24 protein-coding genes and 4 pseudogenes are annotated in these 26,015 nt (G+C 38.0%); 20 read left to right on the top strand and 8 right to left on the bottom strand.

Annotated features, from left to right (window positions below; all coding sequences use genetic code 11):
* The first annotated feature begins 52 nt into the window (after nt 1-52).
* The 3 genes from A2U94_RS13210 (at nt 53) to A2U94_RS13200 (ending at nt 1,568) form a co-directional block, all read left to right on the top strand.
* Nucleotides 53-598, top strand: a complete 546-nt coding sequence (locus A2U94_RS13210; protein ID WP_061784937.1) for a hypothetical protein — start codon at nt 53-55, stop codon at nt 596-598.
* Between the two features lie 68 nt (nt 599-666).
* On the top strand, nt 667-1,080 hold the full coding sequence (locus A2U94_RS13205) for a bleomycin resistance protein (protein ID WP_061784938.1): 414 nt from the start codon (nt 667-669) through the stop codon (nt 1,078-1,080).
* Entirely contained in the window at nt 1,077-1,568 is a 492-nt protein-coding gene (locus A2U94_RS13200) for a hypothetical protein (RefSeq protein ID WP_062954614.1), read from the top strand. Before A2U94_RS13205 ends, A2U94_RS13200 begins: the two co-directional genes overlap by 4 nt.
* Before the next feature lie 142 nt (nt 1,569-1,710).
* Here the strand turns inward: A2U94_RS13200 and A2U94_RS13195 are convergent, their stop codons facing one another.
* Nucleotides 1,711-1,986, bottom strand: a complete 276-nt coding sequence (locus tag A2U94_RS13195) for an AbrB/MazE/SpoVT family DNA-binding domain-containing protein (protein WP_062954612.1) — start codon at nt 1,984-1,986, stop codon at nt 1,711-1,713.
* Nucleotides 1,987-2,553: 567 nt separating this feature from the next.
* Here A2U94_RS13195 and A2U94_RS13190 point away from each other — a divergent pair.
* Nucleotides 2,554-3,297 carry a GntR family transcriptional regulator gene (locus tag A2U94_RS13190; RefSeq protein ID WP_062686704.1) on the top strand — a complete coding sequence of 248 codons (744 nt, stop codon included), beginning with the start codon at nt 2,554-2,556 and terminating at the stop codon, nt 3,295-3,297.
* A gap of 166 nt (nt 3,298-3,463) precedes the next feature.
* Here A2U94_RS13190 and A2U94_RS13185 read toward each other — a convergent pair.
* From A2U94_RS13185 to A2U94_RS13175, 3 genes and pseudogenes are all read right to left on the bottom strand, one after another.
* Nucleotides 3,464-3,763 (bottom strand): annotated as a pseudogene (locus tag A2U94_RS13185) (SDR family NAD(P)-dependent oxidoreductase); the annotation flags it as partial.
* 206 nt (nt 3,764-3,969) lie between these two features.
* Nucleotides 3,970-4,335: pseudogene (locus tag A2U94_RS22235) on the bottom strand (DUF6366 family protein).
* Nucleotides 4,336-4,473: 138 nt separating this feature from the next.
* On the bottom strand, nt 4,474-6,588 hold the full coding sequence (locus A2U94_RS13175) for a GDYXXLXY domain-containing protein (protein WP_062954610.1): 2,115 nt from the start codon (nt 6,586-6,588) through the stop codon (nt 4,474-4,476).
* Nucleotides 6,589-6,764: 176 nt separating this feature from the next.
* Here A2U94_RS13175 and thrC point away from each other — a divergent pair, with 176 nt between their 5' ends.
* A complete protein-coding gene (gene thrC, locus A2U94_RS13170) occupies nt 6,765-7,817 on the top strand; it encodes a threonine synthase (protein ID WP_062954608.1) in 1,053 nt (350 codons plus the stop codon).
* Nucleotides 7,818-7,920: 103 nt separating this feature from the next.
* Entirely contained in the window at nt 7,921-8,412 is a 492-nt protein-coding gene (locus A2U94_RS13165; protein ID WP_062954606.1) for a 2-thiouracil desulfurase family protein, read from the top strand.
* 317 nt (nt 8,413-8,729) lie between these two features.
* Here A2U94_RS13165 and A2U94_RS13160 read toward each other — a convergent pair whose 3' ends face one another.
* On the bottom strand, nt 8,730-9,947 hold the full coding sequence (locus tag A2U94_RS13160) for an MFS transporter (protein WP_062954604.1): 1,218 nt from the start codon (nt 9,945-9,947) through the stop codon (nt 8,730-8,732).
* A gap of 192 nt (nt 9,948-10,139) precedes the next feature.
* Between A2U94_RS13160 and A2U94_RS13155 the strand changes: the two genes are divergently transcribed.
* The 3 genes from A2U94_RS13155 (at nt 10,140) to A2U94_RS13145 (ending at nt 13,454) form a co-directional block, all read left to right on the top strand.
* On the top strand, nt 10,140-11,012 hold the full coding sequence (locus A2U94_RS13155; protein WP_062687429.1) for a LysR family transcriptional regulator: 873 nt from the start codon (nt 10,140-10,142) through the stop codon (nt 11,010-11,012).
* Nucleotides 11,013-11,097: 85 nt separating this feature from the next.
* A complete protein-coding gene (locus A2U94_RS13150) occupies nt 11,098-11,655 on the top strand; it encodes a hypothetical protein (RefSeq protein WP_062687428.1) in 558 nt (185 codons plus the stop codon).
* 107 nt (nt 11,656-11,762) lie between these two features.
* Nucleotides 11,763-13,454 (top strand): TcaA NTF2-like domain-containing protein, encoded by a 1,692-nt coding sequence (locus tag A2U94_RS13145; protein ID WP_062954602.1) that lies wholly within the window; start codon nt 11,763-11,765, stop codon nt 13,452-13,454.
* 29 nt (nt 13,455-13,483) lie between these two features.
* On the opposite strand, the gene A2U94_RS13140 is transcribed toward A2U94_RS13145, so the two are convergent.
* Complete coding sequence (locus tag A2U94_RS13140) at nt 13,484-14,428, bottom strand: EamA family transporter (RefSeq protein ID WP_062954601.1); 945 nt, start codon at nt 14,426-14,428, stop codon at nt 13,484-13,486.
* A gap of 107 nt (nt 14,429-14,535) precedes the next feature.
* Here A2U94_RS13140 and A2U94_RS13135 point away from each other — a divergent pair, with 107 nt between their 5' ends.
* The 8 genes from A2U94_RS13135 to A2U94_RS13105 all read left to right on the top strand — a co-directional run bounded on the left by A2U94_RS13135 (nt 14,536) and on the right by A2U94_RS13105 (nt 21,920).
* Nucleotides 14,536-15,420, top strand: a complete 885-nt coding sequence (locus A2U94_RS13135) for an AraC family transcriptional regulator (protein ID WP_025911855.1) — start codon at nt 14,536-14,538, stop codon at nt 15,418-15,420.
* A 93-nt stretch (nt 15,421-15,513) separates the two neighbouring features.
* Nucleotides 15,514-16,782, top strand: a complete 1,269-nt coding sequence (locus A2U94_RS13130; protein WP_062954599.1) for a hypothetical protein — start codon at nt 15,514-15,516, stop codon at nt 16,780-16,782.
* Nucleotides 16,783-16,804: 22 nt separating this feature from the next.
* Nucleotides 16,805-17,461, top strand: coding sequence for a YvcA-related protein (locus tag A2U94_RS13125; protein WP_062954597.1), 657 nt, complete (start codon nt 16,805-16,807; stop codon nt 17,459-17,461).
* 195 nt (nt 17,462-17,656) lie between these two features.
* A complete protein-coding gene (locus tag A2U94_RS22325; RefSeq protein WP_427625262.1) occupies nt 17,657-17,923 on the top strand; it encodes a CDI toxin immunity protein in 267 nt (88 codons plus the stop codon).
* A 306-nt stretch (nt 17,924-18,229) separates the two neighbouring features.
* On the top strand, nt 18,230-18,865 hold the full coding sequence (locus A2U94_RS13120) for a YvcA-related protein (protein ID WP_156482252.1): 636 nt from the start codon (nt 18,230-18,232) through the stop codon (nt 18,863-18,865).
* A gap of 109 nt (nt 18,866-18,974) precedes the next feature.
* On the top strand, nt 18,975-19,604 hold the full coding sequence (locus tag A2U94_RS13115; RefSeq protein WP_025911860.1) for a YvcA-related protein: 630 nt from the start codon (nt 18,975-18,977) through the stop codon (nt 19,602-19,604).
* A 3-nt stretch (nt 19,605-19,607) separates the two neighbouring features.
* On the top strand, nt 19,608-21,530 hold the full coding sequence (locus tag A2U94_RS13110; protein WP_062954593.1) for a DUF6792 domain-containing protein: 1,923 nt from the start codon (nt 19,608-19,610) through the stop codon (nt 21,528-21,530).
* Nucleotides 21,531-21,533: 3 nt separating this feature from the next.
* Nucleotides 21,534-21,920, top strand: a complete 387-nt coding sequence (locus A2U94_RS13105; RefSeq protein WP_062954591.1) for a hypothetical protein — start codon at nt 21,534-21,536, stop codon at nt 21,918-21,920.
* Nucleotides 21,921-21,997: 77 nt separating this feature from the next.
* On the opposite strand, the pseudogene A2U94_RS21840 reads toward A2U94_RS13105, so the two are convergent.
* Nucleotides 21,998-22,252: pseudogene (locus tag A2U94_RS21840) on the bottom strand (hypothetical protein).
* 301 nt (nt 22,253-22,553) lie between these two features.
* On the opposite strand from A2U94_RS21840, the gene A2U94_RS13100 reads away from it, so the two are divergent.
* From A2U94_RS13100 to A2U94_RS13090, 3 genes and pseudogenes are all read left to right on the top strand, one after another.
* The gene (locus tag A2U94_RS13100) at nt 22,554-22,787 is read left to right on the top strand and encodes a hypothetical protein (protein WP_197473402.1); all 234 of its coding nucleotides are present in this window, start codon (nt 22,554-22,556) and stop codon (nt 22,785-22,787) included.
* A gap of 115 nt (nt 22,788-22,902) precedes the next feature.
* Nucleotides 22,903-23,931 (top strand): annotated as a pseudogene (locus A2U94_RS13095) (IS1595 family transposase).
* A gap of 17 nt (nt 23,932-23,948) precedes the next feature.
* The gene (locus A2U94_RS13090; RefSeq protein WP_062954588.1) at nt 23,949-24,401 is read left to right on the top strand and encodes a hypothetical protein; all 453 of its coding nucleotides are present in this window, start codon (nt 23,949-23,951) and stop codon (nt 24,399-24,401) included.
* A gap of 349 nt (nt 24,402-24,750) precedes the next feature.
* Here A2U94_RS13090 and A2U94_RS13085 read toward each other — a convergent pair whose 3' ends face one another.
* On the bottom strand, nt 24,751-25,875 hold the full coding sequence (locus A2U94_RS13085) for an IS4 family transposase (RefSeq protein WP_025910968.1): 1,125 nt from the start codon (nt 25,873-25,875) through the stop codon (nt 24,751-24,753).
* Between the last annotated feature and the right edge of the window lie 140 nt (nt 25,876-26,015).

The raw sequence follows: 26,015 nt of genomic DNA, 5'->3' as shown, positions 1-26,015 counted from the left end.
ATGGTAAAATATATGAATCATATAAATTTAAATAGTATCAATGGAGGAAAGTATGAACGAGTCTATGAGCAGCCATTTTAAAAACTTAGAAGCAGCTGATAAAGCCCTTCAGTATGAAGCTTTTCAAGAAATTCTAAACGCAACTTCTGAACCGGTAGATTGGGCTTATGAAGTGTGGGAGGAGTTAATGAGGTGGTTAGGAGATGCTGATAACCATAAAAGAGCAAGAGGAGCTCAAATTCTTGCAGGTCTTGCGAAAAGTGATCAGGAAAAACGAATACTAACTGATTTTGGTTCCTTGTGGAAAGTAACCAAGGACGAAAAATTTGTTACGGCTCGTCACGCCCTACAGGCAATCTGGAAAGTGGGCTTAGCAGGAGACGGACAAAAAGAGTTAGTTCTCAAGCACTTAGTTGATCGCTTTCATACATGTGAAGGCGAAAAAAATGCCACTCTTATTCGCTTTGATATCATTCAAGGCTTACGAAATCTATACGATGAAACAAATGATGAAAAATTAAAGCAGCAGGCACTAAAGCTAGTAGAGATAGAAACAGATGCGAAGTATCAAAAGAAGTACCTTAAAGTATGGAAATGAAAATCTGTAATTAAAAAACAGAACGCTTCGATACAAGTAAAAAGCATTGAATGGAAGGAGGCCTTTATATGCTTACAGGCTCTAAACTAACACCTGAGCTATCAGTTTCAAATATAGAGAAGAGCTTGAACTTTTACATCAACTTGTTAACATTCAAGGTAAAATACGAACGAAAAGAGGACAAGTTTGCCATGCTGACCTTGGGTGGGTGTGAAATCATGATTGAACAGGTAAACGGATATTGGAATACAGGTGAGCTAGCTTATCCATTTGGGCGAGGTATTAATTTTCAGATTATGGTAGACGACGCTGAGTTTATTTACAGTCGATTAAAAAAGTATGATTATCCAATTAAGTATAAACTTACAGAAAGCTGGTATCGCGTTGATGATAAACTTTATGGACAACAAGAGTTCTTGGTTATGGATCCAGACGGTTATTTATTACGGCTGGCTGAAGATATAGGAAAGAAAGCAGTATGAACACGCTAGAGTTGCACTATCATATTTATCAAGACAATGTAAAAGTTGCTGAACATTACTTGCCATGGGCTTTTTCTATGATAGAGAGTGACTATGAATCTACATCTTTATATATTCTGGCTGCTCTTCAAAAACCTTATAATATTTTTGAAGCGGAACACTATTTTCGAAGAGCTGTGGAAGAGCTTGAACTAAAAGTACCAACTGAACAAGAATGCACCACATATGTTGTATACAAAAGGCTTGAAGAATTAATCAATCAGTCAGATGATCTTTTCAACAAGGTATACGACTTGTCTACCCTCATCATATATGAGTTAGATTCTCCAAAACAACTGGCATCATTTGTAGAAATTAGTGATTTAATTGATGACTTTCTATACGGTGATAACTACTTAAAGTTGACAGAAACTATGTTGAAAGAGGAGATTTTGAGGAGAGCTGAAAAGTTGATAAAGTCAGTGAAAGAACTGGATGGAATAGACTAGCACATTTGTGGAATTAACAAAGGTTTTTTATTGATAAGATGTATTTAATATGTATATTTTATTGTAAAAAATCACACTCTATTCGAATGTGTTTACAGTAGGGGGGATTTGCTTTTGTTTACTATTTTGCAGTTTTTTAAAGTTAAATGTCCCAATCTTCTTTTAGTTGATCGAATAAAAGCCTGGCACCAGATGGGCTTAAAATAAGACCTTCTGCGTACTGCTTATTTTCTGGCGTTACTTCTCCTGTTATAAGGCATTTATTTTCTAGCTCAAATTTCCTTAACATAAGCTCGCCGTCTTTTACGAAGATTTCTAAAGGATCTTTTATGTTAATTCCCAACACTCTTCTCATCTCAACTGGAATGACAACGCGCCCTAACTCATCTACTTTTCGTACGATTCCTAGACTTTTCATAAGTTCCTCCTCACGACCCTTCAAATGAACAGGATTGTTTTAATCCTTTAACTAAAATATGTGAAACGACAGCAATACATGTTTACTTTTTTTAATTTGAATAGTAATTTGTAAATATTTTCACTTGTAAAATAATGTCTATAAATATTCTGAATGTACATAAATATCAAGGTTAATAAAATAAAATTATTTTACAAATGGAGCGTTTCTTTCTTGAAATATCTGTTTGTTATCATCAGTTAATGTAACAGCCGTGATAACTAAACTTTATGAAGAAGAATCCCTCTCATTGTTTGTATTAAAAAAATGGTAAGTATTTTGTTTGAATTTATCGATTGGATTAGATTCTTGTGGTTGGAAAAATATATTAGGATAGTTTACTTGTTTAATATTATGGGTGGTTTAGGAGGGAGAAGCTATATTTTAATTTCATAAGTAGCCACAGGGTTTTTCTTTCTCACTTCTTATCGTATAATCAGTCGTATAAAGAATAAGGACTGATACAACAATGACGGTGGAGAATAATGCTTATTTATTAGCTTATGGCAGAGTGAAAGGAGAGTTTTTATGATTGATAAAAGCTCTTCTACACCTCTTTATTATCAAATTAAAGAAATGATAAAAGAAAAAATTATGTCAACAGAATGGCAAGCGGGAAGTGCGATTCCATCCGAGAACACGCTTTCTAAGCTATTGTCTGTCAGTCGACTAACTGTGAGACAAGGAATTCAAGAATTAGTTGATGAAGGCTATTTGACAAGGAAAAGAGGAGTAGGAACGTTTGTACTTGAGAATAAGATTGAACAAAAATTAGTAGCAGCAACGAGCTTTACCTCATTAATGCATCAGAAGGGGAAGGTTCCTACCAGCACTATTTTATCCATTGATGAAATTACCGCTTCAAGATCTGTCAAACATAACCTAGCGCTGAAGGATGATTCAAAAGTGTTATCCATAAAGAGGATACGATACGGAGATGACGTGCCAGTAGCACTAGAGACGGTTTTTTTGCCCCTAGAATATAGGGATTACGTGCTAGACAACAATATTACGCATTCTCTACATGGCTTTATTGAAAAGAATTTTAATGTAAAAATCGGTGACGCGAAACAAACGGTTGAAGCTACGCTTGCAAATGAGCAAGAAGCAAACTATTTAAATTTAGAAATGAATGCACCTTTACTGTTAATTAAAACGGTGACATACCTTACAAACAATAAGCCTTTTGAATATGTCATTTCAGTATATGCAGGCGAAAGATTCAAGATATCGTCTCAAATTGGAGAGCTTCGTACTAATCAGGTGATGTAAAGAAATAGAGATTGGTGTGTATGTTGTTGGTCTTATGTTAGGAACACCTTTATGTGATATCGACGCAGCGCTTATTCATGACGAAGAAGAATGATTAAACGTTTAGTAGGTGAATCCGGTGAGTTATTAACATAAAAGCAGCTGAATCATTCAGCTGCTTGTTTGCTTATCGATTTCCTGCATAGTTAAAGATAGGATCACGAAGCTCAAATTCATACGTGTGCCCGTCTACAATACCGACAGTTTTATCTCCGTCATATAAATCTAATAAGAAGCCTGCCATCTCTTTTGCTGTATGATATTTTGGTACATTACCTTTATAGTCAAATCCTGCTGTTCCACGAGCACGATTAGCAAACTCGGTTTCAGTAGCGGCTGGTGCCAGCACTTTTGCCTTCATTTTTGCACCTTTTGCTTGAAGTTCTTGGCCAAGGCCTTCTGTAAATACACTGACGTAGAACTTTGAAGAAGGGGATAAGACAGCTCAAGCTCGCCTTGAACTTTTAGAGAATCATCACCTTGCTATCCAAGAGCAGCTTCAAACCTTAATCATTACAGAAGAGATGTTAACTCATAAGATATCAACCTATAAAAAGATGCTAGCAAAGCAAAACGTGTAGAGACATCTCTACACGTTTTTTAGTATACGTATCTGCTACAATTCCACGCTCATTAGGTAAGAAAGATGGCTACTACAAAGAATCCAGTTATTAAAACAATAAGTGAAATTCCGGTGCTTTTCCAGTCCGAGCCTCCAGCTCCATTAGGAGAAGTGCCAATTTGCGCACGGTCTATAGCATCTCATAAGTTTCCGGCAGGATTACTTTCTAATTCCTTTTGGCGCAGCTGTTCTCGCTCATTTTCAGGTGTTCTATTATGAGTTTTCATATACACATCTCCACTTTGTCTCATTTTTTTGCGCCAAATAACGGAACTAAGTAGTAAAAGAAAGGCTACTGCAAAAGGGAGCAGCGAATCCAGCAGTAATTCGTTCGCTTTGACATAGCGAAAAATAAATATACCGCCAAATATCAACATAATCATGAAGGAAAGCCTTATTAAATACGTATTAATACTCATTTTATTCACACCTTTCTACAAGACTATTTTAACATAATAGGTAAAAATAGTAAAAACTATTCCCTGGACAAAAAATGCAAGGAATAGTTCTCTTTGTTATGGTGTTACCTCTACTAAAATTGCATCTCCATTTTTTCCAACCTTGACTTTGGCATGCTTTGCTTCTTGCTCGATTTGTAAACCGGTTCCTTCTGGAATAAAGTAATGCTCAATGCCGTATTGAATTCCCCAGCTGTAGTACGTACCTGTTATGAGAACATCATCTTTCTTTGCTTGATAAGGAGAATTCCACTTATCATGAATTTTATACTGCTTTGCGTATTCGAAAACACCTTGTTTATTTTTGCGAAGCAGCAGTTGAACACGTTGACCATCTTTAACCTTTTCTAATTCAATATCAGAAATTTCATAATGTAGCTCCACATAGTCTCCTTGTAAAAGAGAGCGTGGATCTAACGGAGCTAGCTCGAGCTTCACTTCTTTTCCACTTTGGAGAAGTATTTCATTTTTCATAAACAATCCGCCAAGAATCATAAGCTGTAAAGCAATGATGAATACTATTCTTTTTTTATGTTGCTCGATAAAGGAAGGGTGTTGTTTTTCAACAAGATCAAACTTATAGCTACATGCGGTAAATAAAGCACCTAATAGCAAAAGTGCGAACGATTTATCGAGAAGATCCCAAAGGTAGTCATAATATTGCGTTCCTAAAAAGATAAACCAAAAAATAATCGAAGCTGTAAACTCAAATTTCTTATCTTTCCGCACGCTTTTAAAGAGAAACGCCGTAGAAAAAGCAAAGAACAAGATGCTGTAGGTTATGTTTAGAGTAGGTGAATTCACGCTTCCAATAAGGGAAAGTGAAAAGATAAACGTAAGCAAAAGTGAGCTTCTTTTAAAAGGTAGGCAAGCTGTCAAACAACACACAATGACATTTAAAAGAATGAGCGCAATTAAAACGTAATCAAGTTGAATAGCTTCATAATAAGTTGTTGGTAGCTTAATAAGTATCAACAGCTGAGCAAGCGTGTAGATGGCTACGCGCAAGGATTTTTGTTTAGCAAACCATAGAAGTGAAACAAAGAGTGCTAGATAGATAAAAAACAACACATCGTATACAAAGAATGCGGACACTCCGCTGATTAAAAAACCTGTCATAAAAAGGGTATACTTAACGGTTGGAATAGCTGCTTTAATAAAGAAAAACGAAAGCATAATGGCTGTTCCAATCAGCATCATGAAGTTTTGTGAATACTCGCCAGTAAAGAGCGTTACAAGTCCACCGATAGATATGCTACCTAAAATAGAAGCGATTGCCGTAATTCCTATGATAATAATTTGTTTGATGACACGCAGCGATTTTTGTTGAGCATCAGTGTGAAGAGATAACCAGTTGATAAACCAAACGCTTGCTGCAACAAATAAAAAAACAAATCCAAGTACCAAAAATAAAGTGAGCTCACTGTAGTTATCGAACAGATACCACAAAACTTGCTGGACAACGAGCAGCGCAGCGGCAACGATTGAAATTCCTAACAATCCTTTGTGTGATTGTACTTTTGAAAAATAAAACAGTGAAACAATTGATAGAGCGATATAAGCAATCAAAACGCTTACGCTTAGCACAGTATAATTTGGTTGTGAAATGCTTAAAAAGATGAAGTGAATGACAATAAAAGCACCATACATTACAATAGGCGACTTTACATATTGCTTTTTTACGAATAGAAAGATAAGAGCGTTGATAAACGCCATTGTAAGGTAAAGAAAAATTTCTTCATTTTCTGTTCGGTGGAAAACGGCAGTTGGTGAAATATAAAAGTACATGGTGAGCTGAAGTAAGATAAACGAAAGAACATAAAACGGCTGATATTTTGTAAATACACTAAATAAAACGGCTGGTAAGAGCCAAATGAAAAATAACCAATACCCGTCTGCATGAGAGTTATAGATTTGCCCGACGAGCGCAGTGCTTAAACCAAATGAAATGGAGCTTGCAACGAGCAGCCAGTGACTAAGAAATGCTTGGTGAGGTAACAGCATTCTGCTAACAAATCCACTTCCGTAAAATAAAAGCATCATTGCCATGCTTAAGGCGATTTTTGTATAGCGGTCAAACCCTTGCCAGTTTGATGCAAAGAAATACAGTATTCCTGCCAACACTAACGAAATGCCCAGTAAATAACCAAGCTTTACAAGGTTTTGTCTCATAAAATCTCTCCTTTTTTCGCCTATACTACTATATACTAGCGTGGTAAGAAAAATTTTACAACAAACGAAGAATTTTTCTACTATTGTATAATATAGGTAGTTAAACGAAGGGAGAGGTTTACATGAATGAAGCATATATATGAAGCGAGTGTCATCAAACGTACCCTGTGAAAGACATGCTGTGGAAGTGCAAATGTGGAGGAGTATTGGATTTGTTAAAGGAAAAGGTAGCTTTCCAAAGTGAAAACATTCATCACCACCTGCCAACGATGTGGCGCTATGTTGATGCACTGCCTTTTTCAAAAGAAGCAGACAGCTGGAAGCGAGTAACAATGGGAGAAGGCAACACGCCGCTTATCTCCTTAGAACCAAATGCCCCCAATACGTATGTCAAAGTTGATTACATGATGCCTACACTCTCTTTTAAAGATCGCGGAGCAGCCGTATTGATTGCAAAAGCAAAAGAGTTAAAGGTAGAAAGCATCATTGCGGATAGCAGCGGAAATGCTGGCACAGCGATTGCAGCCTATGCCAAAAGAGCCGGCATTGCCTGTGACATTTTTCTTTCAAGTAGTACGTCTCCAAAAAAGGTGGCGCAAATAAAAGCTCACGAAGCGCGCGTACGAGAAGTGAACGGAACAAGGGAAGACGTTGCTGCCGCTGCTCAGCAAGCAGTTCATAATGAAGAGAAGTTCTACGCAAGCCATGTATATAATCCCTATTTCTATGAAGGTACTAAAACGTATGCGTACGAAATTTGGGAGCAGCTAAACGGAGCACCTGATACACTCATTGTGCCGGTTGGAAACGGAACGCTGCTTCTAGGTGCATATTATGGGTTTAATGAGCTAAAAGACAACGGATTAATAGGAAAAGTGCCTAAAATTGTCGCTGTACAAGCCAAAAACTGTTCTCCAATTCAACAAGCATTTAAAAGAGGAGAAAAAGCAGCCACTCCAATCTCAGGACAGCCTACTTTAGCAGAAGGAATCGCTATTGCGGCTCCGGCTCGCTCTAAGCAAATTTTATCAGCTATTCGAAATACAGGTGGAGACGTTATTCGTGTGAGTGAAGAAGATATTCAAAAAGCAAGAACAATGCTTGCTGAAAAAGGATTTTACGTTGAGCCAACGACAGCTGCGAATTATGCTGGGTATTTGCGATATGCTTGTGAATCAACAGAGAAAGTCGTTATTCCACTTTGCGGGGCAGGAATTAAAGCGACGTAAATAATACAGTATGAACTGTCATTTCTTTTTGATAAGAGACTTTAGGTTTAATAGAAAAAAGAACAAACTCTAGAACGAGATTGAAAGAATTGGAGGAGGAAAGATGATTTTAGTCAGCTCATGCTTAGCAGGAATGCCGGTGCGGTATAACGGTACGTCTTGTGAACAGTCAGTCATACAATCGTTGATTCACGCGAAAAAAGCCGTTCCTGTCTGTCCAGAGCTTTTAGGAGGTTTTACCACGCCGCGCGAGCCAGCAGAAATTGTTGGAGGAAGCGGTGAAGATGTGCTAGACGGAACGGCGAGCGTGATTGAAAAATCAGGTAGAGACGTGACGAGTTTGTACATACAAGGAGCTTATCAAACGCTTGAAAAAGCACAAGAGCTAAACGCAACTGTTGTGGTGTTAAAAGAAAGCAGTCCTTCATGCGGAAGTTCGATGATCTACAACGGCACGTTTCAAGGGGAACAAGTTACGGGAATGGGAGTGACAACAGCTCTTTTACGAAGACATTCAATTAAGGTGTTTTCAGAAGAGGAGTACAAAGCAATAGTTAAAAAGAGTCCCATTGCAAGCTGGTTTTATAGCTGTTAGTTAGAAGCGGGTGGCTCTTCCATCAAGCTTCCAAGTTACTTTAGCTTTCACGACCACGACCTTTGCTTGGACTTGCATCAAAATAAGTGGATTTCTGACGATGACAAGTGGTTTGAGTAGAGGGGAAGAAGATGATGTATGAGCCCAAGTGAAAAAGATAGTATTTTTACAAAAAAGTTAGTGAAAATAATCTAAATAGTAGGTCATGTCAGTTTCTTTTCCTGTTAAAAAAGTTCAGCCATTTTTCGTGAATGATAACAAACCCAAAGCTCTGTGAATTATTCTCACAGAGCTTTTTACTGTTTATAGCACCTTCTTTAATAGCTTTCCTTTGCTTTTACAAGCGCAGTTGATTTGACGTTTACTTTTGATAAGCAAGCGGTTAATATTCCGGCAGTCAGTAGAAATCCACCGATCATTCCAATAACGCCGTGCCAGCCGTAGTGTGACCAGAATATCCCGCCTAGAGTCCCGCCGACGCTTGAACCCGTATAGTATAAAAATAAATATAAGGACGAAGCTTGTGCTTTGTTGCGCAGGGCTCGCTGTCCCACCCAGCTGCTAGCGATGGAGTGAGCGCCGAAAAAGCCGAAGGTAAAGAGGCCGATACCGATAATTTTTAATAGTAAGTGGCTCTCTAAAGTAAGGCAGACACCTGCAAACGCAACGAGTAGATTAATCAGCAGAATTGGCTGTTTACCGTGGTGATCAATGAGCTTTCCGTTCCAAATTGAACTGAATGTTCCAATCATCATGATAATAAAAATCCAGCTGATAACAGATTCGCTGAGTCCGTAAGGCTTAGCGGTTAGCACGTAGCCGATGTAATTAAACAAAGCAACGTTGCTTCCTAATAGCAAAAAGCCAATACAGAATAAAAAGAGTAAGCCAGGATCTCTTAAGTGATCAACTAGTGATTTTCCTAAACTTACGACATTGAGGCTACGCGGTACAAAATTTGTTGAAGCAGGTAGGCTGCGCCAAAAAATAATTGTAGCAACTAAGCTAATAATTCCAATTAATCCAATGGAGAAATGCCAGCTGGCTGCGTCGTTGACAACTCCTGAAATGACGCGCCCCGCTACGGCTCCAATTGCATTTCCACTAATGTATAATCCCATGGCTGCACCTAAGCTTTTTCTTTCAATCTCTTCGCCAAGATAAGCCATTGCAACGGCCGGTAACCCTGCTAAAGCGATTCCGACGAGTGCTCGAAATGCTAATAATATATAAAAATTAGGACTAAAAGCTGTTAAAATGCAAAGCGCAGAAGCAGTGAACATCGAATAAACCATCACAGGTTTTCGACCCCAGACTTCAGAAAGAGAACCAAAGACAAGCATACTGATGGCGAGGGTAATAGTTGTGATGGATAGTGATAAGCTTGCGATAGTCGGTGAAACATCAAATTCGTTTGTGAACGTTACCATTAATGGCTGAGTGCAATAAAGAATGGCAAAAGTATTGAAGCCCGCTGCAAAAAATGCAAAGCTCGTTTTGCGAAACGCTTTTGTTCCCTGCTGAATATAGCTCATACTATCATCACTTGTTCATGATCATATTCTCCACACATGTTTTATCCATCCTTTTGATTATTAATTTCGATTCTATAGCTATAGAAGAATTTCTCTCCTGTATATCCTATCACTTCTGATATATAATGTATAATGCATAGTTATCATGATTTTAATGTATTTATGTAATGAGTGGAAGGGGTGTCAAACGAGGTGGAATGGCAGCAATTTGAGTATTTCCAGACTTTAGCACGCTTACAGCATATGACAAAAGCAGCCAAGGAGCTTTCGATTACGCAACCCGCTTTAAGCAGGTCGCTAGCTCGGTTTGAAGAGGAAATCGGTGTTTCACTCTTTGAACGACAGGGAAGATCGATTCGCTTAAATCAGTACGGTGAAATTCTACTAAAAAGCGTTACGAATATGATGAGTGAATTTGAGAAAGGGAAGCAAGAGATTCAGCATTTACTTGACCCTGACCAAGGTCAGGTTTCTCTAGGGTTTTTACATACGCTGAGCACCAACCTCATACCTGATTTGCTTGTGGAATTTCGCAGACAGTATCCCAAGGTCAACTTTTCACTTAGACAGAGTCCAACGCATATTCTACTAGATCAGCTGGAAAAAGGAGAGTTAGACATTTGCTTAATCTCTCCCATGGGTATTAAAGAACCCGTAGCGTGGAAAGAGCTTTGGAGAGAAGAGTTATTTGCGATTGTGCCGACGAATCATGCTTTTGCCACAAAAGAAGCAATAACCATTGAAGAGCTAGTAGAAGAACCGTTTATTCATTTGAAAAAAGGGTTTAGCCTACGCGTCACGGTTGAGCAGTTTCTTCATGAAGTGGGTGTGAATCCTCACGTAACCTTTGAAGGAGAAGAAGCAGACACGGTTGCGGGGCTTGTGGCCGCTGGGCTTGGCGTATCGATTTTGCCGGATTTAAAAGGAGTAGATCAAAGTCATATCGTGAAAATTCCAATCCACTACCCGAAATGCGAACGTCTTATTGGCATAGCTTGGGTTAAAGGAAGATACATTTCACCAGCCGTGCAGAATTTTAAAGAGTTTGTATTAAAAACGTTTTAGCCGTCTATCAATAAATAAAATCCCTTCTTTACGCATATACATGGGTATTAAAAGAGTGTGCCAAGCTATAAAGGAGGGGTTTTACATGTCAACAGTTCCAATGCCTCTTTATAAAAAATGGTGGTTTCTTGCGCTGATGCTTGCGCTAACGATTGTCTTTTTATTTTGTTCTGCACTTATTATTACGAGCTATCAAAAAATTTCACTGCTAGAAGAAGAGCTTGCTGAACTGACAGAAGAAAAGAAAGAAGTCCTCGTAGAAAAAAATCAGGCTTTAAAGCAGCTTGAACATGTAAAAATGCAGCTGTCTGAGCTTGAAGATAAGCTCGCAGGTCAAACGGCAACCAGTCATGATACGCCAACAGCTTTTTCAGCTACGCTTACGAATCCAATTTTGTCATTAGATAAAAAAGAGGTTGAGCATGCGGTTTATCAAGCTGCCCAAGAGAAATACCCTAAGAACAAAACGATGCAGCAGTACGTGATTAAAGAACAGCTTGAAAGCTATGAATATTTAAAAGAATACGAGATTACTTCGCAGTTTGAGCTAAACCACCTACATGATGCGATGAAGGCCCATCCAGATGATTTTACCGCGATGCAAATGGTATTTGAAGAAGAGTTAAAAGCTTATGAATATTAATGTCGAAATGCTATGCGGGTTATCGTATAGCTATTTTTGTCTGGAAATCTCGTGAAATTCCTGTATAGTGATAGTAGAAAATATTGAATTAACGGGTGAATAACTACATGAGCACAATTAAATGGAATGAAGCAGCTTATGAGATGCTGCAAGAATGGCTGAGCTTATATAACGAAAAAGAACCGCTGCGCTCACGCCATTTACGTAACGTAAAGGACAAGCTTCATCAGCTGACGGAACAAGAGTTTATGATGGAAGTTTCTAAAGAGCTGCATGAGGTTTATAAAGTAGTGAAAACAGAGCGCAAGCAGTATGATATGACTAACGGAGAATTTTTAGTGACAACGCTGCTTTCAACAGATTATCCAGCTTTTCTGGAAGCTCGCAGTCAAAACTTGCGCCGAGTAGAGAAGTTAAAACAACTGCATACAGATATACTAAGCCTTTTTGAAACAAACATTAACACATCGTCTGACATGACCAGCTTGTTAAATCGTTTTTTCGATGTTATGTCAGCATATGGTCAAACAAACAAGCTAGCGAATCTTGAAGCGAAGTGCGCAGAATATTTGCCAACGTTTATGGATGTTGATCAAAAGCGTGAAGGGTTAAAAGAAGATGCTTTAACTGCTCAAAAGCAAGAAAGTGAGCTGCTTGAAGAATGGAATCAGCTCCGAAAAAAGCAGTACGTGACAAAGCAAACAGCAACTGGTTTTCGTACGAAGCAGCACGAATACAATGAAAGCATTCGCCGTCTTACCGTCGCAAATAAACAGCTCGAAGAAATCGACTTACCTGGTTTGAAGAACAGTTTTGCGAATCTTGAAACTGATATGAAAGCATACGCTATCGAGGCGCTGCGGGCTATTGAAAAAGAAATTAATGAAATGATAAACGATAGCGAGCGTTCTCAACAACAGCTACAAAAACAAATCGAGAGAGTAACCTACGTTGAAGAAATGGATGCGCACTATAAATGGCTATCATCGTTTATGAACGCTTCACGAACGTTTTTTCAAGGAAAAGAAATTGAAGCGTTCGACCAAGTAGCAGACCTGTACCGAAGCTCAGCTATTGCTGAATTTATTGAAGTTGCTGAAGAAGTACAAATGCTTACCGGGCCGGAACGTATGTCACCTGTTTCTCTTCCTTCTTATTTTGCTAGTTTGCAAGTGAAAGAAGAAAAGCTAAGCGTTCCAGCTACAGCCGACTATCCGGTTTTAGAAAAGCAGCAAAAAACAAAGCGAACGTTTCCCTTTTTCGTAGGGGCAGTTCTTGCAATCGTGCTCATTTTTATTGTGTATATGAATTTTGGCCGCGGGGTTACGGATGATAACACTGCACCAGCTATGACAGAAAAAGCAGAGGCAAAAGATAAGCAATCAGCAGAAAATGACCCAAAGCCTGTAAAAGACGTGAGTGAAACAGAGATTCACAACTTTGTAGGGTCTTATAAAGCCGCTTATTTTTTAAGCTTAAACAGCGGTGACTTTAGCGGAATGGCACCTTATATCGATGAAGATGCGCAAGTGTATAGTGATTTAGAAGCGTATATTACGTATTTAGCTGGAAAAAACGTGTCGTTTGCCAATGATCAATTGCTTGTTAGTAAAGTTGAAAAGACAGGTGAAGGTAAGTATTCGGTGTATGCAACAGAAGAGTACACGTTTACCGATTCGTATGATGCCAGTACGAAGTTTGTAAAGAATCGAATCTATCGCGTGGAGCTAAAAGGTGAAGATAAGCTTAAAATTAAAAGTATTGAAACCACCAAAGACGTTCAAACGCCAGTTGAATAAACTATAGAGAAAGATCCTCCTCTCATCATTTAAGAGATTTTGAGAGGGGGATCTTTCTGTTCAAGCGTGTTTGCTTTAGGAGTTTTTTGAAGCGTAAGTAAAAAGACAACACCAAAGATACAAGCAGCTCCTACCCACTGAAAGAACCCAAACGGCTGCTGAAGCCAAAAGACCGTTGTCAAAACAGCAGCAAGAGGCTCCAGACTTCCTAACAAACTTGTTTCTTTTGGAGGGAGGCTATCTAAGCTTTTAATATACAGCCAAAACGCCAGCATCGTTCCAAAGATGATGACAAAGAGCAAGTAGCCGTACGCAGCAAACGTAAATGTGTCAAAATGAGCTTCCCAAGGCGCCCGAATAAAGCTAAGTGCAACTCCGCCAACCACCATTGACCATCCAACAACAACCAAAGAGTCAAATCGTTTAAGCAGCCGAACTGCATACAGCGTATAAAAAGCGGAGCATACCGCAGAAAGCAGTCCCCATACGATGGCTAGATAGGGTACAGAAAGTGTTGAGAGCGACCCGTTTGTAAGAAGGAAGAAGCAGCCGGTTAAAGCTAATAAAAGGATCGTTCCGTCTTGTCTAGTAAAACGCATTTGTCTTCGAAACAGCAAGTATACAATAATAATGACGGGTGCTAAATATTGAAGCAGCGTTGCGACAGCTGCATTTCCATGATGAATAGCTGCCATATACGTATACTGCACGCCAAGCATGCCCAATATGCTATAAGTGACAAGCTGAAGAGCCGTCTGCTTTTCTTTCCAAATGAAAAGGACTTCCCGGCGATTTTTACCAAAGCAGCTTAAAAGTAAAAGCAGCAAGCCGGCTAGTAATAAACGCGTGGTCACCAGCCAGTTGACGTCAATTTCATAGTCTTGAAACAGCTTTTTTGTTACTGTTCCTCCAATTCCCCAAAACGTTGCGCCCACAATCGCGAATAATAAGCCAGCACGTCGATTAGATTTCATTTGATTTCCTACCTTTACAAAATATCATGATAGTATAATCATAAAGAGAAAAAATGCGTATTTATATTCAAATCGAGCTTAAAAATATAAAAATATTGAGGTGGACTATGAAGTTTAAGCAGTTTTTAATCAATGAACAAAACTTAAAAGAGCTAACGAAGCACTATACGGGAGCGCTGCCGATTGCTTGCTATGAGACGACGATACTAGAACACGCCAGCGGTTACATCCCGCTTCACTGGCACGATGAAATTCAGCTCATCTACGTTTTAAAAGGAGAAGCAGTTTTTCAAGTGAACGAAGAAAAAATTAAGCTGCGTAGCGGGGATGGACTCTTTATTAACAGCGGCTGCTTGCATATGGCAGAAGATCTGAAGAAAACGGGCTGTGTGTATATTTGTTTAAACGTGCTTCCGCATCTTTTTTTACCTCAAGAGCTCTATACAACTTACGTTTTGCCTTACGTTCAATCCACCAACTTATCGTATGTATTGATTGATGGAAGCAAAGAGTGGAGCAGAGCTATTCAACAAGCTTTATTTGTCATTCGCAAGCTTGTGCAAACGAAAGAACCGCTGTTTGAAATTGAGATTACGGCTAATCTTATTAAGGTTTGGAAACAGCTCTTGGTTCACGCTTTTCAGAAGCGGTACGTGTACACAGAAGAAGTGAAAAATCAGCGCATAAAAGCTATGTTAACGTGGGTGCATATGAACTATAGCGAAAAAATTACTCTCGATGATATTGCAGCATCCGGTCAAATAAGCCGATCTGAGTGCTGCCGCTATTTTAAACGGATGCTAGACGTTACGCCGCTTCAGTACGTGATGAAGTATCGCATTCAAAAAAGTATTCTGCTCTTAAAGCAAGAGGAAAAAAGCATTACGGACGTAGCCTTTGAAGTGGGATTTAACAGCACCAGCTACTTTATTGATCAGTTTAAAAAAATGATGGGAATGACGCCACTTGCTTATCGGAAAGGGAAGCTCTAAAAGTGTTTGTGGAAAATAATTGTAAAAAATGCGTTTCTCCCTTATCATAGTGGGTAAATCTACCAAACTATGGAATAGAATAAGGAGAATCAAATGAAATCAAGAATAAATGAACTCATTCAACATACAAAAGAAAAATTGGGCTTGCAAGACTACTATTTATATCGTTCAGACGTTAGGCGCAGTGCTACTATTTTAGGAGACACAGTCTATACACTTTCAATGGAGTGGTTTCCCAATCATGAACAAGACTTGTTAGATGAAGATCTTAACCCTACTGGAACAGCTGTAGTGGAAGTCGATTTTCACACAGGACTGTTTACAACTGCTATTTTCGTTGGCGGGATTTCTTATGCTGAAGGTGTCAAGCTTTCGATTGAAGACTCGAATGCTGTTGTTCGTTGGATTGAGAGCGAAACGGGACTTCAAGAAGGCACTCATTTTGTATTTCATAAGCGTGAGGACAAGCGAATGTCCTTTAGAAAAATCCTAAACGGTGTTTCCGTATCGCCATCTGGATTGATTGAAGTTGAAGTGGATGAAGCGGGGAATTTAACATTTTTCTCAATCAACGGAGACTTTTCAAAGAAAGAGCCGTTTAACAGAGAAAAGTATGAGCTTACTCTACCGCAAGTGAAGCACATTGTGGCTGAGCAGCTAAAGTTAGCTGAATTTCCAAATATGAAGACGGAAAAAATGACGCCTGCTTATGCGATTGAAGAAGTATACATACGAAATCGCGATTTGTCGCTGATACCATTCAGCGTCATTGTTGCTGAAAAGGCCTATGTAGAACTTGATAAACTAATCAAGTGGGAAGGTGAAGTTCAACAAGCGTTTCAAGAAAAAAGCTTGACGCTAACAGAAGAAGTATCATTTAATCAAGTATTGAAACGAGAGCCACATCCTGACTTAAAAGAAGTGACGAAGGAAGATATTGAGCGGAGTATCGCAGCGGTTCAACGCTTTTTAGCACAAGTATATAAGAGCGACTCTGGAAAGTGGTCTTTAAAATCTATACATCGAGACAAAGGCTACTTAGTTGCTAAAATACAATTAAAAGAACAAACGCAGAGTGTGTTGAAACGAAACATTCAGCTGTTTATTGATCGTTCTTGCTATGAGGTTATGAACTATATGGATACAAAGTCCCTTTTAGAAATGATTGCAGACTTTCAAAAAGCAGAAGAAGTAACAGTTGCGAAAGCAGAAGCGCTTGAGAAGCTGCACAATTTCATAGAACTTACGCCATACTACGTTTATGACCGCAAACAAGGAAGGTACGTTCTTTGCGGAAAGCTAGACTGCCATTACGCTGTAAATGCTATAACTGGAGAAGTCGTTTCAATTGATGATCTGTAACAACAGGAGGTAAGGATATACAATGCGTTTAAATTTAAAAAGATTCACCGCTTTACTGATAGTAACGTTGAGCCTCACAGCTTGTCAAAGCGTAAACGAACAGGAAGAAACACAACCGGAAGCGACAACAGAAGAACAAATAAAAGCAAGAGCACTCCAAGATGAATTTACGCGCAGCATGCTGAAATCCGCACAGGAAACGGAAAAAGGATACTATACGCTTGAATCCAAAACGGGGGAGTATGAGATGTTGTTTCCGGCTGGTGGGGGAATTTCTGAGACGCTTTATTCATATACAGAAAACCAAATTGAATCCTGTGTAATAGGCGCAGTATACGATGATCAAGTAGAAGCGCAAATCCGTATCAACTATAACCAAGAGCTTTATAACGATAAAAAAGGAGTAAGTTATTCTATTGATTTTTTGACGAATAACTTAGGGATCTCATCAGCTTTTGAAAAAGTAGACTTGAAAAATCGAACATTGTATATAGCACCATTCAAGGTGGACGAAGACGCAGTTGGTTATGCGGCATATGTTCATCCCAAAAGTCAAAAAGGTGGAGTAAAAGTAGTATATTCAGTAGGGTGTAATCAGCTTCAGGTCCAGTGTGAACCATCAAATGAAAAAATAAAAGATCGAGCACACAAGGTAATGTCATCAATTACCTTTAAGTGAAATCGAAAACAGCTTATATAGAAATAGAAGAATTCCAAAAGGTAGGAGTTCTTTTTCTCTATAAGCCTTTTAACGTCTTCTCTGGCTATATGCTATAGTTGTTTTATGAATTTTTCTTGTGGAAAGAGATGAGATTAAGTGGATAATAAAATAGTAAGGCAGTAGAAGTTAGAACAAAACTTAAAAGACCTTAAAATAAACACGAAAGGTAGTGACCATCAATTATTTGATGAATGTATTGAAACGCTTGGAGAAAATACAGTAATCCTTTCGAACGAAAAGAGTCAAGCAATTACTAATTTAATAGAAGAAAAGTTTCCTATCTCTGTTTCTGGAAAAGTTGATTGGAGCAATATAGAAAATCATTTGCTTATTCAGAACAGGGAAGAGTTACTTCCACGCATTAAGCAAAGAGTAAAGGACTTTGAAGACAGAGTTTATCTCATTTGGGATGACAATTAACTTCCAGTAATCGAAACAAGCCTGAATCATATATTTCAATCTTTAGATAAAATTGAAGCAGTTAGTTTTTATTATTGTCTGTTTGATACAAATCTTACGCTTATAATTGAAATTTAAGATGAGCAAATCATTAAGGTTGGGTTTAGTGAACTATTAGGGAGATAGCTTAAATAACAATCTCTATACATGTTGATACCATAAAAGAAAGGTACATAAGTGCTAAAAATTAGGAGGAGAACTATGCATATAAAAACAAAAAAAACGCTAGCCATAGTTCTCAGTAGCCTGATTTTAGGTGGCTGTCAAATGAGTGACGAACAATCAATTGAAACAAAGTCCCTAGACCAAAAGCCAAGCGAAGTGGCGACAGAGGAATTGCCAAATACCAGAGCCCTTCAAGATGAATTTACGCGAGATATGATCAAGTCGACAAAAGAAACGGAAAAAGGATATTACACGCTTGAATCCAAAACGGGTGTGTATGAAATGTTGTTTCCAGCTGGAGGAGGAATCGATGGGATTGGTTATAAGCAAAATGGTGAAAGTAGTGAGTCATTCTTAGCCGGTATTTTGTATGAGGATAAATCGTCAGCAGAACTTAGAATTAATTATAATACAATTCTATCAAATGACGAAACAGATATTGAATACGCCAAAAGATTCTTAACAAAAAACATAGGTGAAGACATGACGTTTGAACGAATTGATGTAAAAGGAAAGGTAATGTACATAGCGCCTTTTAAGATGAAGGAAACTGGTTCGTATGGTTATGGTGCATACGTTCATCCTGAAGAAGGATGGGGAGGTGTGGAAATTATTTATTCTGCAAGTTGTAGAGACAAGACAAAGCCATGTGATCCACAAGAAGAAACGTTTAAAAAGCGTGCGTACAAGTTGATTTCCTCAGTAAAATTCTTAAACAAAAATGAGGCTAAAAAATAAGTGTTACACGTTATTACACAAACATAAAATCAGGAGGCACCAAATGTTCATAAAACGAAAACGAATCATACTCGTACTTCTCAGTAGCCTATTCGTAGGTGGCTGTCAAATGAGTGACGAACAATCAAACGAAACAAAACCAGTAGAACAGAAGCCAAGCGAAGTGGCCGTGGAGGAATTGCCAAATACAAGAGCCCTTCAAGATGAATTTACGCGAGAAATGATCAAGTCGACAAAAGAAACGGAAAAAGGATATTACACGCTTGAATCCAAAACGGGTGTGTATGAAATGTTGTTTCCAACTGGTGGGGAAATCGATGGCATTGGTTATACGCGAAAAGATGAAAGCAGTGAGGCATTTTTAGCTGGTATTCTGTATAATGACAAAACGGAAGCGTTGCTTAGAATTAAATATACAAATGCTCTATCTAATGATGAAACTGGAATTGGATATGCAAAAGAACTCTTAACGAATAGTATAGGTGAAGATATGGAGTTTGACCGAATTGATGGAAAAGGAAAAGTAACGTACGTAGCACCGTTCACGATGGACGAAGGTTTATATGGCTATGCTGCCTATATTCATCCTGACAAAGGTTGGGGAGGAGTAGAGGTTGTATATTCTGGAAGTTGTGTGGATAATCCAAAGTTGTGTAACCCACAAGATGCCAAATTTAAAAAGCGTGCATATAAATCAATATCATCGGTTGAATTTTTAAAGAAGAAAGAAAGTGAATAATAAATGAGCGATAAACAACTTGTAGAAACGAAGGAACTGTGGTTAAGAATCACAGATTTAGGATACAAAGATATAAGTAAAAAAGAGTTTGCGCAAGAAATACAGCGAATTTATATAGAAGAAACAGGTCAGCCTTTAAAAGGAGAAATAAGCGTTGTGCGTTCTTCTGAAATTGATCAAATAGTGAAAGATGAGAATTCTTCTTATGACGGAACAGCTATACATATCTATTCAAAAGAGCAGGACGTAAACGAAATGTACGTAATATCTCAAGGTACAACAGACGCTAATGATTGGCTGTATAATATACGAGCAATGCAGGCTGGGGTAGATACTGCCCAAGCAGATAGTACAAACATTTTTGTGAAGGAAGCTCAGAAAGAGTTTAAAGAGAGAGCATCAGTAAAAGAGATTTCTAGTACCATTGGATTGTCACATTCGTTAGCTCATAATAATAATACCGTTTCACAATTGCTAAATGGAAACTTTGACGAAGTTTACAGTGTAAATGGTGCGCAGTCAACATACTTTCAACTCTATCAAAAAGACCATGAATTTTTAGGCGCAGTGAACAAAAAGTTCAACATAAGCATTGGGGACTACAAAGCCATCTATTCTCTCCCTCAGAACGAACTTAAAACTTTCGCAGAAGCGTATTATAAAGAAAAAGGTACGGTGATTCACCAGGTTATTTCTTCTGATGATCCATTGAACGCCCTGGCAAATATTCGAGGTTTTTTCACATTGGGTGATGTCACCATGATTGATACGAATCCTGACAAGCCAGGTCTAAAAGCCATTATTGACAAAATTCCAGATTCAGAGGTTAAAAGCTTACAAGATTTTGCATTAGTTTATGCAGAGGGATTTCAGAACGGTGGAAACAATCAAGGGATTGAAGACTTAACGAGTGTGAATATGGACGTCGTCGATAAAATTATGAACGACGGAGTAGGAGCTGCTGTTGGCACGTATTTCAGCAAAGACCTTGATGACATGATTTCAGACGTCAATAAAAAAGTGCCGCCTTTGCTTGAAAAGGTTACGAACATCACGTCGAATGCAGATGTGATTTTTGGTGAATTGAAAAACGCAGGCTATATTACAAACGCACAGAAGCAAGTCGCAGTGGAAGAGCTTGCGAACATTGAAAAGTCATTAAAAATCATTGAAGAAAAAATTAATAGCATCGACGAGAACCGCAAGATGTCAGAAGAAATGATGAAAGGTACGAAGTACAGTCCATATGCAGGGCAAGCAGCTATGGCCAGTGGGTTTAACGTAATGGCTGGTGATGTGGATGCCGCTATTGCCATTTATCATGAAGTGCAAAATATGCAAGCGAGCGCTAAGCGATTACATGAAGAGTTAGGTTCAGTTATGGAAGAAATTATTGCAAGTCACGGAATCATTGAGATGTTAAATGCGCTAGGTGCTTCTAAAAATCAAGGATATTTAGGTAATGATTTGGTGCTGATGACTGGTGGAAACCAAGAAATTAAAGTTAATATTTCGGCTGCGGTGCGCATGTACCAAGAAGGACAGCAGGAGCTTCAGAAAAAGAAAACGTATATCACTAAAATTGCTGAAAGGTTTCAAGAGCATATTATTGATGATTATGAAAACCAAAAGCAAAAGGTGCTTAGCGATATCCGTAATATTGAAACGAACCCGTGCGGTCAGCTTCCGCTTTTACGAAAGCACGTGTTTTTACCTTACTTTTCACCTGTGCAAATTGATAAAGTAGAAGTAACTGAACAGTTTAACGGTTTAAGCGGCATGGATATTTCTCACTTGATGGAAGGTTTAACTAAAAGCTTGACGGATAACGAAGACTTTTTAGAGTCAACAAAGTCCAATATCGAACAGCTTTTCAGCAAGGACCGAGATCTTAGTATTCTATTTAACTATGTGCCTGGAGGATAACAGATGGAAGGAACTGAAAGCAAAACAGCGTTTATGTTTGAGCGCGTCTCGCCGCAAGAAGACTTGACGGATAGAACCCAACAATTTACAGAGCTCACGGATAAAATTGCCGCTATTGACGACGCATTGGAAAAGAAAATCCAGAAAATTGTAGTGGAAGACGATAGCAAAGGTAAAGTAGTAAACGCGATTGTAGAAGAAGCAAAGGAACAAAAAACAAAAAGCATCGCGCTTTTAGAAACAGTAGACGAAGAAATTGAAAAGCTTGTTTCATCTTACAATGAACAAGTCGATGCAATAAAAAGTCAAAGCATGATGATTACATACAGAGAAATGATGTATTCTACTTCACCTTTTGGGAACGTGCCGAAAGGTCCACCTTATAAGTAATGAAGAGTAGTAGAGAAGTTGAAAATCCCGCTATTAACATAAAGTTGATAGCGGGATTTTTATGGTAAACATAAGTATTAAACTTTCTCTTCACTTCCAATTAATGATGTTCCGTATGAATTATCAATGACGCATAGCCAGTTACATCTTGATTTTTTTGGAACAATTGTATGGTTGCAGTGCTGAGCAATTTTAATGAATGCCCACTTAATTTCCTCTTTTCCACGAGCTATTTATCCCGGCTTGATTGCTAAAATAGTATTCTCAGTATAGTACTCCATTAATTCATCAAAGCGTTCAGCTTTAACTAACAAATTACATTCTTTAATAATTTCTTTTAACTCATGCTCCTCTTAATGATTCCATTCCGTCAAAATAGTGGTAAGTTCTTCATGTGCGAACTACTTTTATCGTAACATGAATAAGTTATGGATTTTTTTAAAATAAAATGTAATATTTGTTAAATTAAGTAGTTAAAAAGTATGAAAAAAGGTCCGATATAATTAAAAATGGATATGAAATACGTTACCTCATACGTGAAATATAGTAAAGAAGTCTTGAGTGAAATCAGTATATTCTGTATATTGGATAGTAAGTGAATAAACAGATAAAAAGTCAGGTAGGAGAATGCCTATGAAAGAAACGAAAAGAGAGCGCTTTATCCGCGTAGCGGAAGCCAGAACAAACAAAATTATTGCTTTAATGGAGCTGCTTGGAAACTGCTCAAACAGAAATAACTACGAATACACGGACCAAGAGGTTGCGACCATTATGAAAACGCTAGATATGGAACTTGCGGCGCTGAAAGCGAAGTTTGATCAGCAGAGTGGGAAGAAGAGGGAGCGGTTTAAGATTAAGGCAGATTAAAATATCTGCCTTTTTTATTAATAAGGCTCTGTTAAAGGTAAATGTTGATATTTGAAACCACCTCTAAATCTTATTATAATTAGCATAAGAACAGACATTCGGGGAGGTGGCAAGGTTGAGCAAAGCGTTCAGTAATCTATTAAAACATATCGGGAATTTATCACACACAGAAAAAGAGCGAGTGTTTCAATGGGTAAAATGCTATGTTTAACCTTCATCCTCCGTTGGTGGTCGTCTAATTAATGAAATGCGAGAAACTCGTTTTAAAGAAGGATTTGAATGTCCTCATTGTGCATCTGAACACATTGTTAGGTTCGGCAAATATAATGGTCGCCAACGTTATCGTTGCAAATGTTGTAGTAAGACCTTTACTGATACAACGAATACAGTTCTTTACCGTACTCGTAAAGGTGATGAATGGATTACATTTGTTGACTGTATGTTCAAAGGCTATTCCCTGCGAAAATCTGCCGAAATCGTAGGGGTTACTTGGGTTACGCTTTTTTATTGGAGACACAAACTGTTAAGTGCATTAAAACAAATGGATTTTAAACAATTTGACGGTATCGTTGAAGTTGACGAGACCTATTTCCTATACTCTCAAAAAGGACAACGTGGGATTACTGAACGTAAACCTCGCAAGCGAGGCGGTAAATCAAAACATAGAGGAATAAGCCACGAACAAGTATGTGTTCTTGTTGCAAGAGAACGCACTAAAGAAACTGTCTCTAAAGTTGCTTGTATGGGGCGTGTTGTCAAAACCAAAGTTGATAGTATGATTGGTTCTAAACTAATATCTGATAATGTACTCGTTACAGATGCGTGGAGAGCCTATAAGACGTATGCAAAAGAAAAAGGTTTAGAGCATTACAGAATCAAATCAAATGATGGAAAACACGTTATAAAAGGCTTGTACCATATTCAAAATGTCAATGGTCTGCATTCACGAATGAAAAGGTGGATAGACCGTTTTAAAGGTGTGGCTACGAAATACCTTGATAATTACCTTGCTTGGTTCTTGTTTGTAGATAGCCGTAGTAACGAAAGCACAAAACACAATATAAAAGAATTTCTTTTATCATCATTTGTATTTGAAATGACGGATACTTATGATAGTTTGCGTTTATCTAAATTCAGTGTGTAGCGGATGGTGAACACAAGATGAAACTTCCTAATGGAGTAACTGGCTTTTATGATTCAAAAGTCAATAAACCCCCACAAGTAGACGGGAAACAGTTCAAGCAATTATGCTTCGACTTTGCTTCTCGTAACAGTGGAAAAGTAATAAATTTTATTACGCCTCAATACCCATCAAATTTTTATTACGCTCACGTTGAGATTGTAGGTAATCAATTTTATATTCTTCTTAATGAACATTATCCTTATCTTGCATTCGCCTCCATAGTTGAATTTGGAAACATAAAATTTATCAACAGACCTGTTCCTTATGAGAAATTTTCATCTTTCTATCGAGTAATAGGTACAGGTGAACTAAACGTTCCTTTAAATCAAAAACTTTCAAAGCAAACGGAATTAAATAGTGCTGAGTTGGAACAAATTGCTTATTGGAAGCCTGAAACGGTAGGGCAGATAATCTTTAACTATTGGGATTGACTATAAGGAACTCCTCAAAAATTGGAGTTCCAATTATTTTATTTAAAATCAACATTATAATTTAACAGAGCCATTAATAAAAAAAGAATTGGATAATATAAAGGGGTTTATTCTTATTCCAGAAATGTTCCTTTTTTCCTAGGATCGTGAACTATGTAATGACGTATTCATTTTATTATAGATAATAATATAGATATAATTTATCACTAGTGTTGCATAAATTTTGACTGAATTTTCTGCTTTCTTGTTTTTACTCATGAGAAGAAAAACAAAGACATTTGAATAGAGGTAGTTAACATCCATTTTTTTACTATAACCTTTGACGAGTGCAACAGACCTGTGAAATTCTTTAGGGCACGGTTTTCCCTACGATTTTTCGTAGCCATAAATGAGCGGATTTCCATGGTGCCGCTTTGAGTAAGCGACTAATTTGTAAGTACGTCCTTGAACTGTTCGTGTTCAGCTGTGCCAGTACATTTAGGCAATATACAATCATTGCGATATACACTTGATTATGTACGCCTTGTTCGCTCTGCGCGTAGAACTTTTTGATGTTCAGGTGCTGCTTCAACCATTTGAAAAATAACTCGATTGCCCAGCGCGATTTGTACAATTCAGCGATATCATCGGCGCTTAAATCAAATCGATTCGTAATTAGATGCAGTTCGTTACCTTTTGAATCGAGCACTTTGATGAGGCGAAAGATATTTTCTGCACGATTTTGTGTGGTGCCGATCAGAATCATTTCATCCGACAATACAGTTGAATCGATTGGCAGTTTAAATGGCTCTACGACACGAATGACCGTATTTTTTCGCAAGCGTGAGACGAAGAAATAGCCATCATCGGTCATGCGGTCAAATCGCTCATAATCTAAGTAACCACGATCAAAAACGTACATGCATTCTTTGTCGTCAACGAGTACCTCTAGCTGGCCACGATCGTGTTCTTTCGCATTTGTCAGCACCGCATTATCAGGATAGGAACAGCCTTTTTCTGCGTAAACAAGGCGCAAATGAAGCTTGATACCTGATTTTGTTTTGCGAAACTCCGCCCATTTGTGATTATTCAAATTGAGTGGCAACGTACTCGAATCAATGATTTTCAGCGGTGTTGTCGTTTTCCGGCGCTGCTCATATTGAGATTTCGCATGAATCTGAGCGACTAAATCCAGAAAAACTTGCTGGAACACGTCTGTTGGAATTTGATTTAATCGGCGGCCTAATTGCGAAAAGCTAATCGATTCTAAATCCGTTGCTTTTTGAAGGTCGTCTGAAAACAATGTCTCACTGACAGCACGTAAACTTTCGATTTCGTTGAGTTGTGCAAATACGAGTAATTTCAAGAATGAAGTGATGTGTAGCTTCTTTGTATAGTAATTTAAATGATGGGTTTCCACTAATTCTTCTAATTTCGTTGAAGAAATCGGTGAAAACCATTGTTCAAATGATGTTTTTCGTGTAAACTTATCCATGCTTATGGTCCTTTGTATTGGATTTGGATGGTTTACTACCGCTCAACCAGTATAAAGGATTTTTTTATGTTTGGGTTATATTACAGAAAATTCAGATTTTTAGAAAGCGTTGAATTATTTTAATGCGACGCTAGTGATAA

This window comes from Bacillus sp. VT 712, assembly GCF_001614195.1.
Lineage (GTDB): Bacteria > Bacillota > Bacilli > Bacillales > Bacillaceae_H > Priestia > Priestia flexa.
The sequence above is the reverse complement of the archived record's forward strand: the minus strand, read 5'-3'. Positions and strand labels throughout refer to the sequence as shown.

Coding starts and splice junctions, on each gene's coding strand:
- A2U94_RS13210 (WP_061784937.1), top strand. CDS start 53: ATGAACGAGTCTATGAGCAGCCATTTTAAAAACTTAGAAGCAGCTGAT.
- A2U94_RS13125 (WP_062954597.1), top strand. CDS start 16,805: ATGCGTTTAAATTTAAAAAGATTCACCGCTTTACTGATAGTAACGTTG.
- A2U94_RS13165 (WP_062954606.1), top strand. CDS start 7,921: ATGATTTTAGTCAGCTCATGCTTAGCAGGAATGCCGGTGCGGTATAAC.
- A2U94_RS13200 (WP_062954614.1), top strand. CDS start 1,077: ATGAACACGCTAGAGTTGCACTATCATATTTATCAAGACAATGTAAAA.
- A2U94_RS13195 (WP_062954612.1), bottom strand. CDS start 1,986: ATGAAAAGTCTAGGAATCGTACGAAAAGTAGATGAGTTAGGGCGCGTT.
- A2U94_RS13175 (WP_062954610.1), bottom strand. CDS start 6,588: ATGAGACAAAACCTTGTAAAGCTTGGTTATTTACTGGGCATTTCGTTA.
- A2U94_RS13190 (WP_062686704.1), top strand. CDS start 2,554: ATGATTGATAAAAGCTCTTCTACACCTCTTTATTATCAAATTAAAGAA.
- A2U94_RS13135 (WP_025911855.1), top strand. CDS start 14,536: ATGAAGTTTAAGCAGTTTTTAATCAATGAACAAAACTTAAAAGAGCTA.
- A2U94_RS13205 (WP_061784938.1), top strand. CDS start 667: ATGCTTACAGGCTCTAAACTAACACCTGAGCTATCAGTTTCAAATATA.
- A2U94_RS13115 (WP_025911860.1), top strand. CDS start 18,975: ATGAGTGACGAACAATCAAACGAAACAAAACCAGTAGAACAGAAGCCA.
- thrC (WP_062954608.1), top strand. CDS start 6,765: ATGCTGTGGAAGTGCAAATGTGGAGGAGTATTGGATTTGTTAAAGGAA.
- A2U94_RS13140 (WP_062954601.1), bottom strand. CDS start 14,428: ATGAAATCTAATCGACGTGCTGGCTTATTATTCGCGATTGTGGGCGCA.
- A2U94_RS13090 (WP_062954588.1), top strand. CDS start 23,949: ATGAAACTTCCTAATGGAGTAACTGGCTTTTATGATTCAAAAGTCAAT.
- A2U94_RS13100 (WP_197473402.1), top strand. CDS start 22,554: ATGAAAGAAACGAAAAGAGAGCGCTTTATCCGCGTAGCGGAAGCCAGA.
- A2U94_RS13145 (WP_062954602.1), top strand. CDS start 11,763: ATGAGCACAATTAAATGGAATGAAGCAGCTTATGAGATGCTGCAAGAA.
- A2U94_RS13085 (WP_025910968.1), bottom strand. CDS start 25,875: ATGGATAAGTTTACACGAAAAACATCATTTGAACAATGGTTTTCACCG.
- A2U94_RS13150 (WP_062687428.1), top strand. CDS start 11,098: ATGTCAACAGTTCCAATGCCTCTTTATAAAAAATGGTGGTTTCTTGCG.
- A2U94_RS13160 (WP_062954604.1), bottom strand. CDS start 9,947: ATGAGCTATATTCAGCAGGGAACAAAAGCGTTTCGCAAAACGAGCTTT.
- A2U94_RS13120 (WP_156482252.1), top strand. CDS start 18,230: ATGAGTGACGAACAATCAATTGAAACAAAGTCCCTAGACCAAAAGCCA.
- A2U94_RS13105 (WP_062954591.1), top strand. CDS start 21,534: ATGGAAGGAACTGAAAGCAAAACAGCGTTTATGTTTGAGCGCGTCTCG.
- A2U94_RS13110 (WP_062954593.1), top strand. CDS start 19,608: ATGAGCGATAAACAACTTGTAGAAACGAAGGAACTGTGGTTAAGAATC.
- A2U94_RS13130 (WP_062954599.1), top strand. CDS start 15,514: ATGAAATCAAGAATAAATGAACTCATTCAACATACAAAAGAAAAATTG.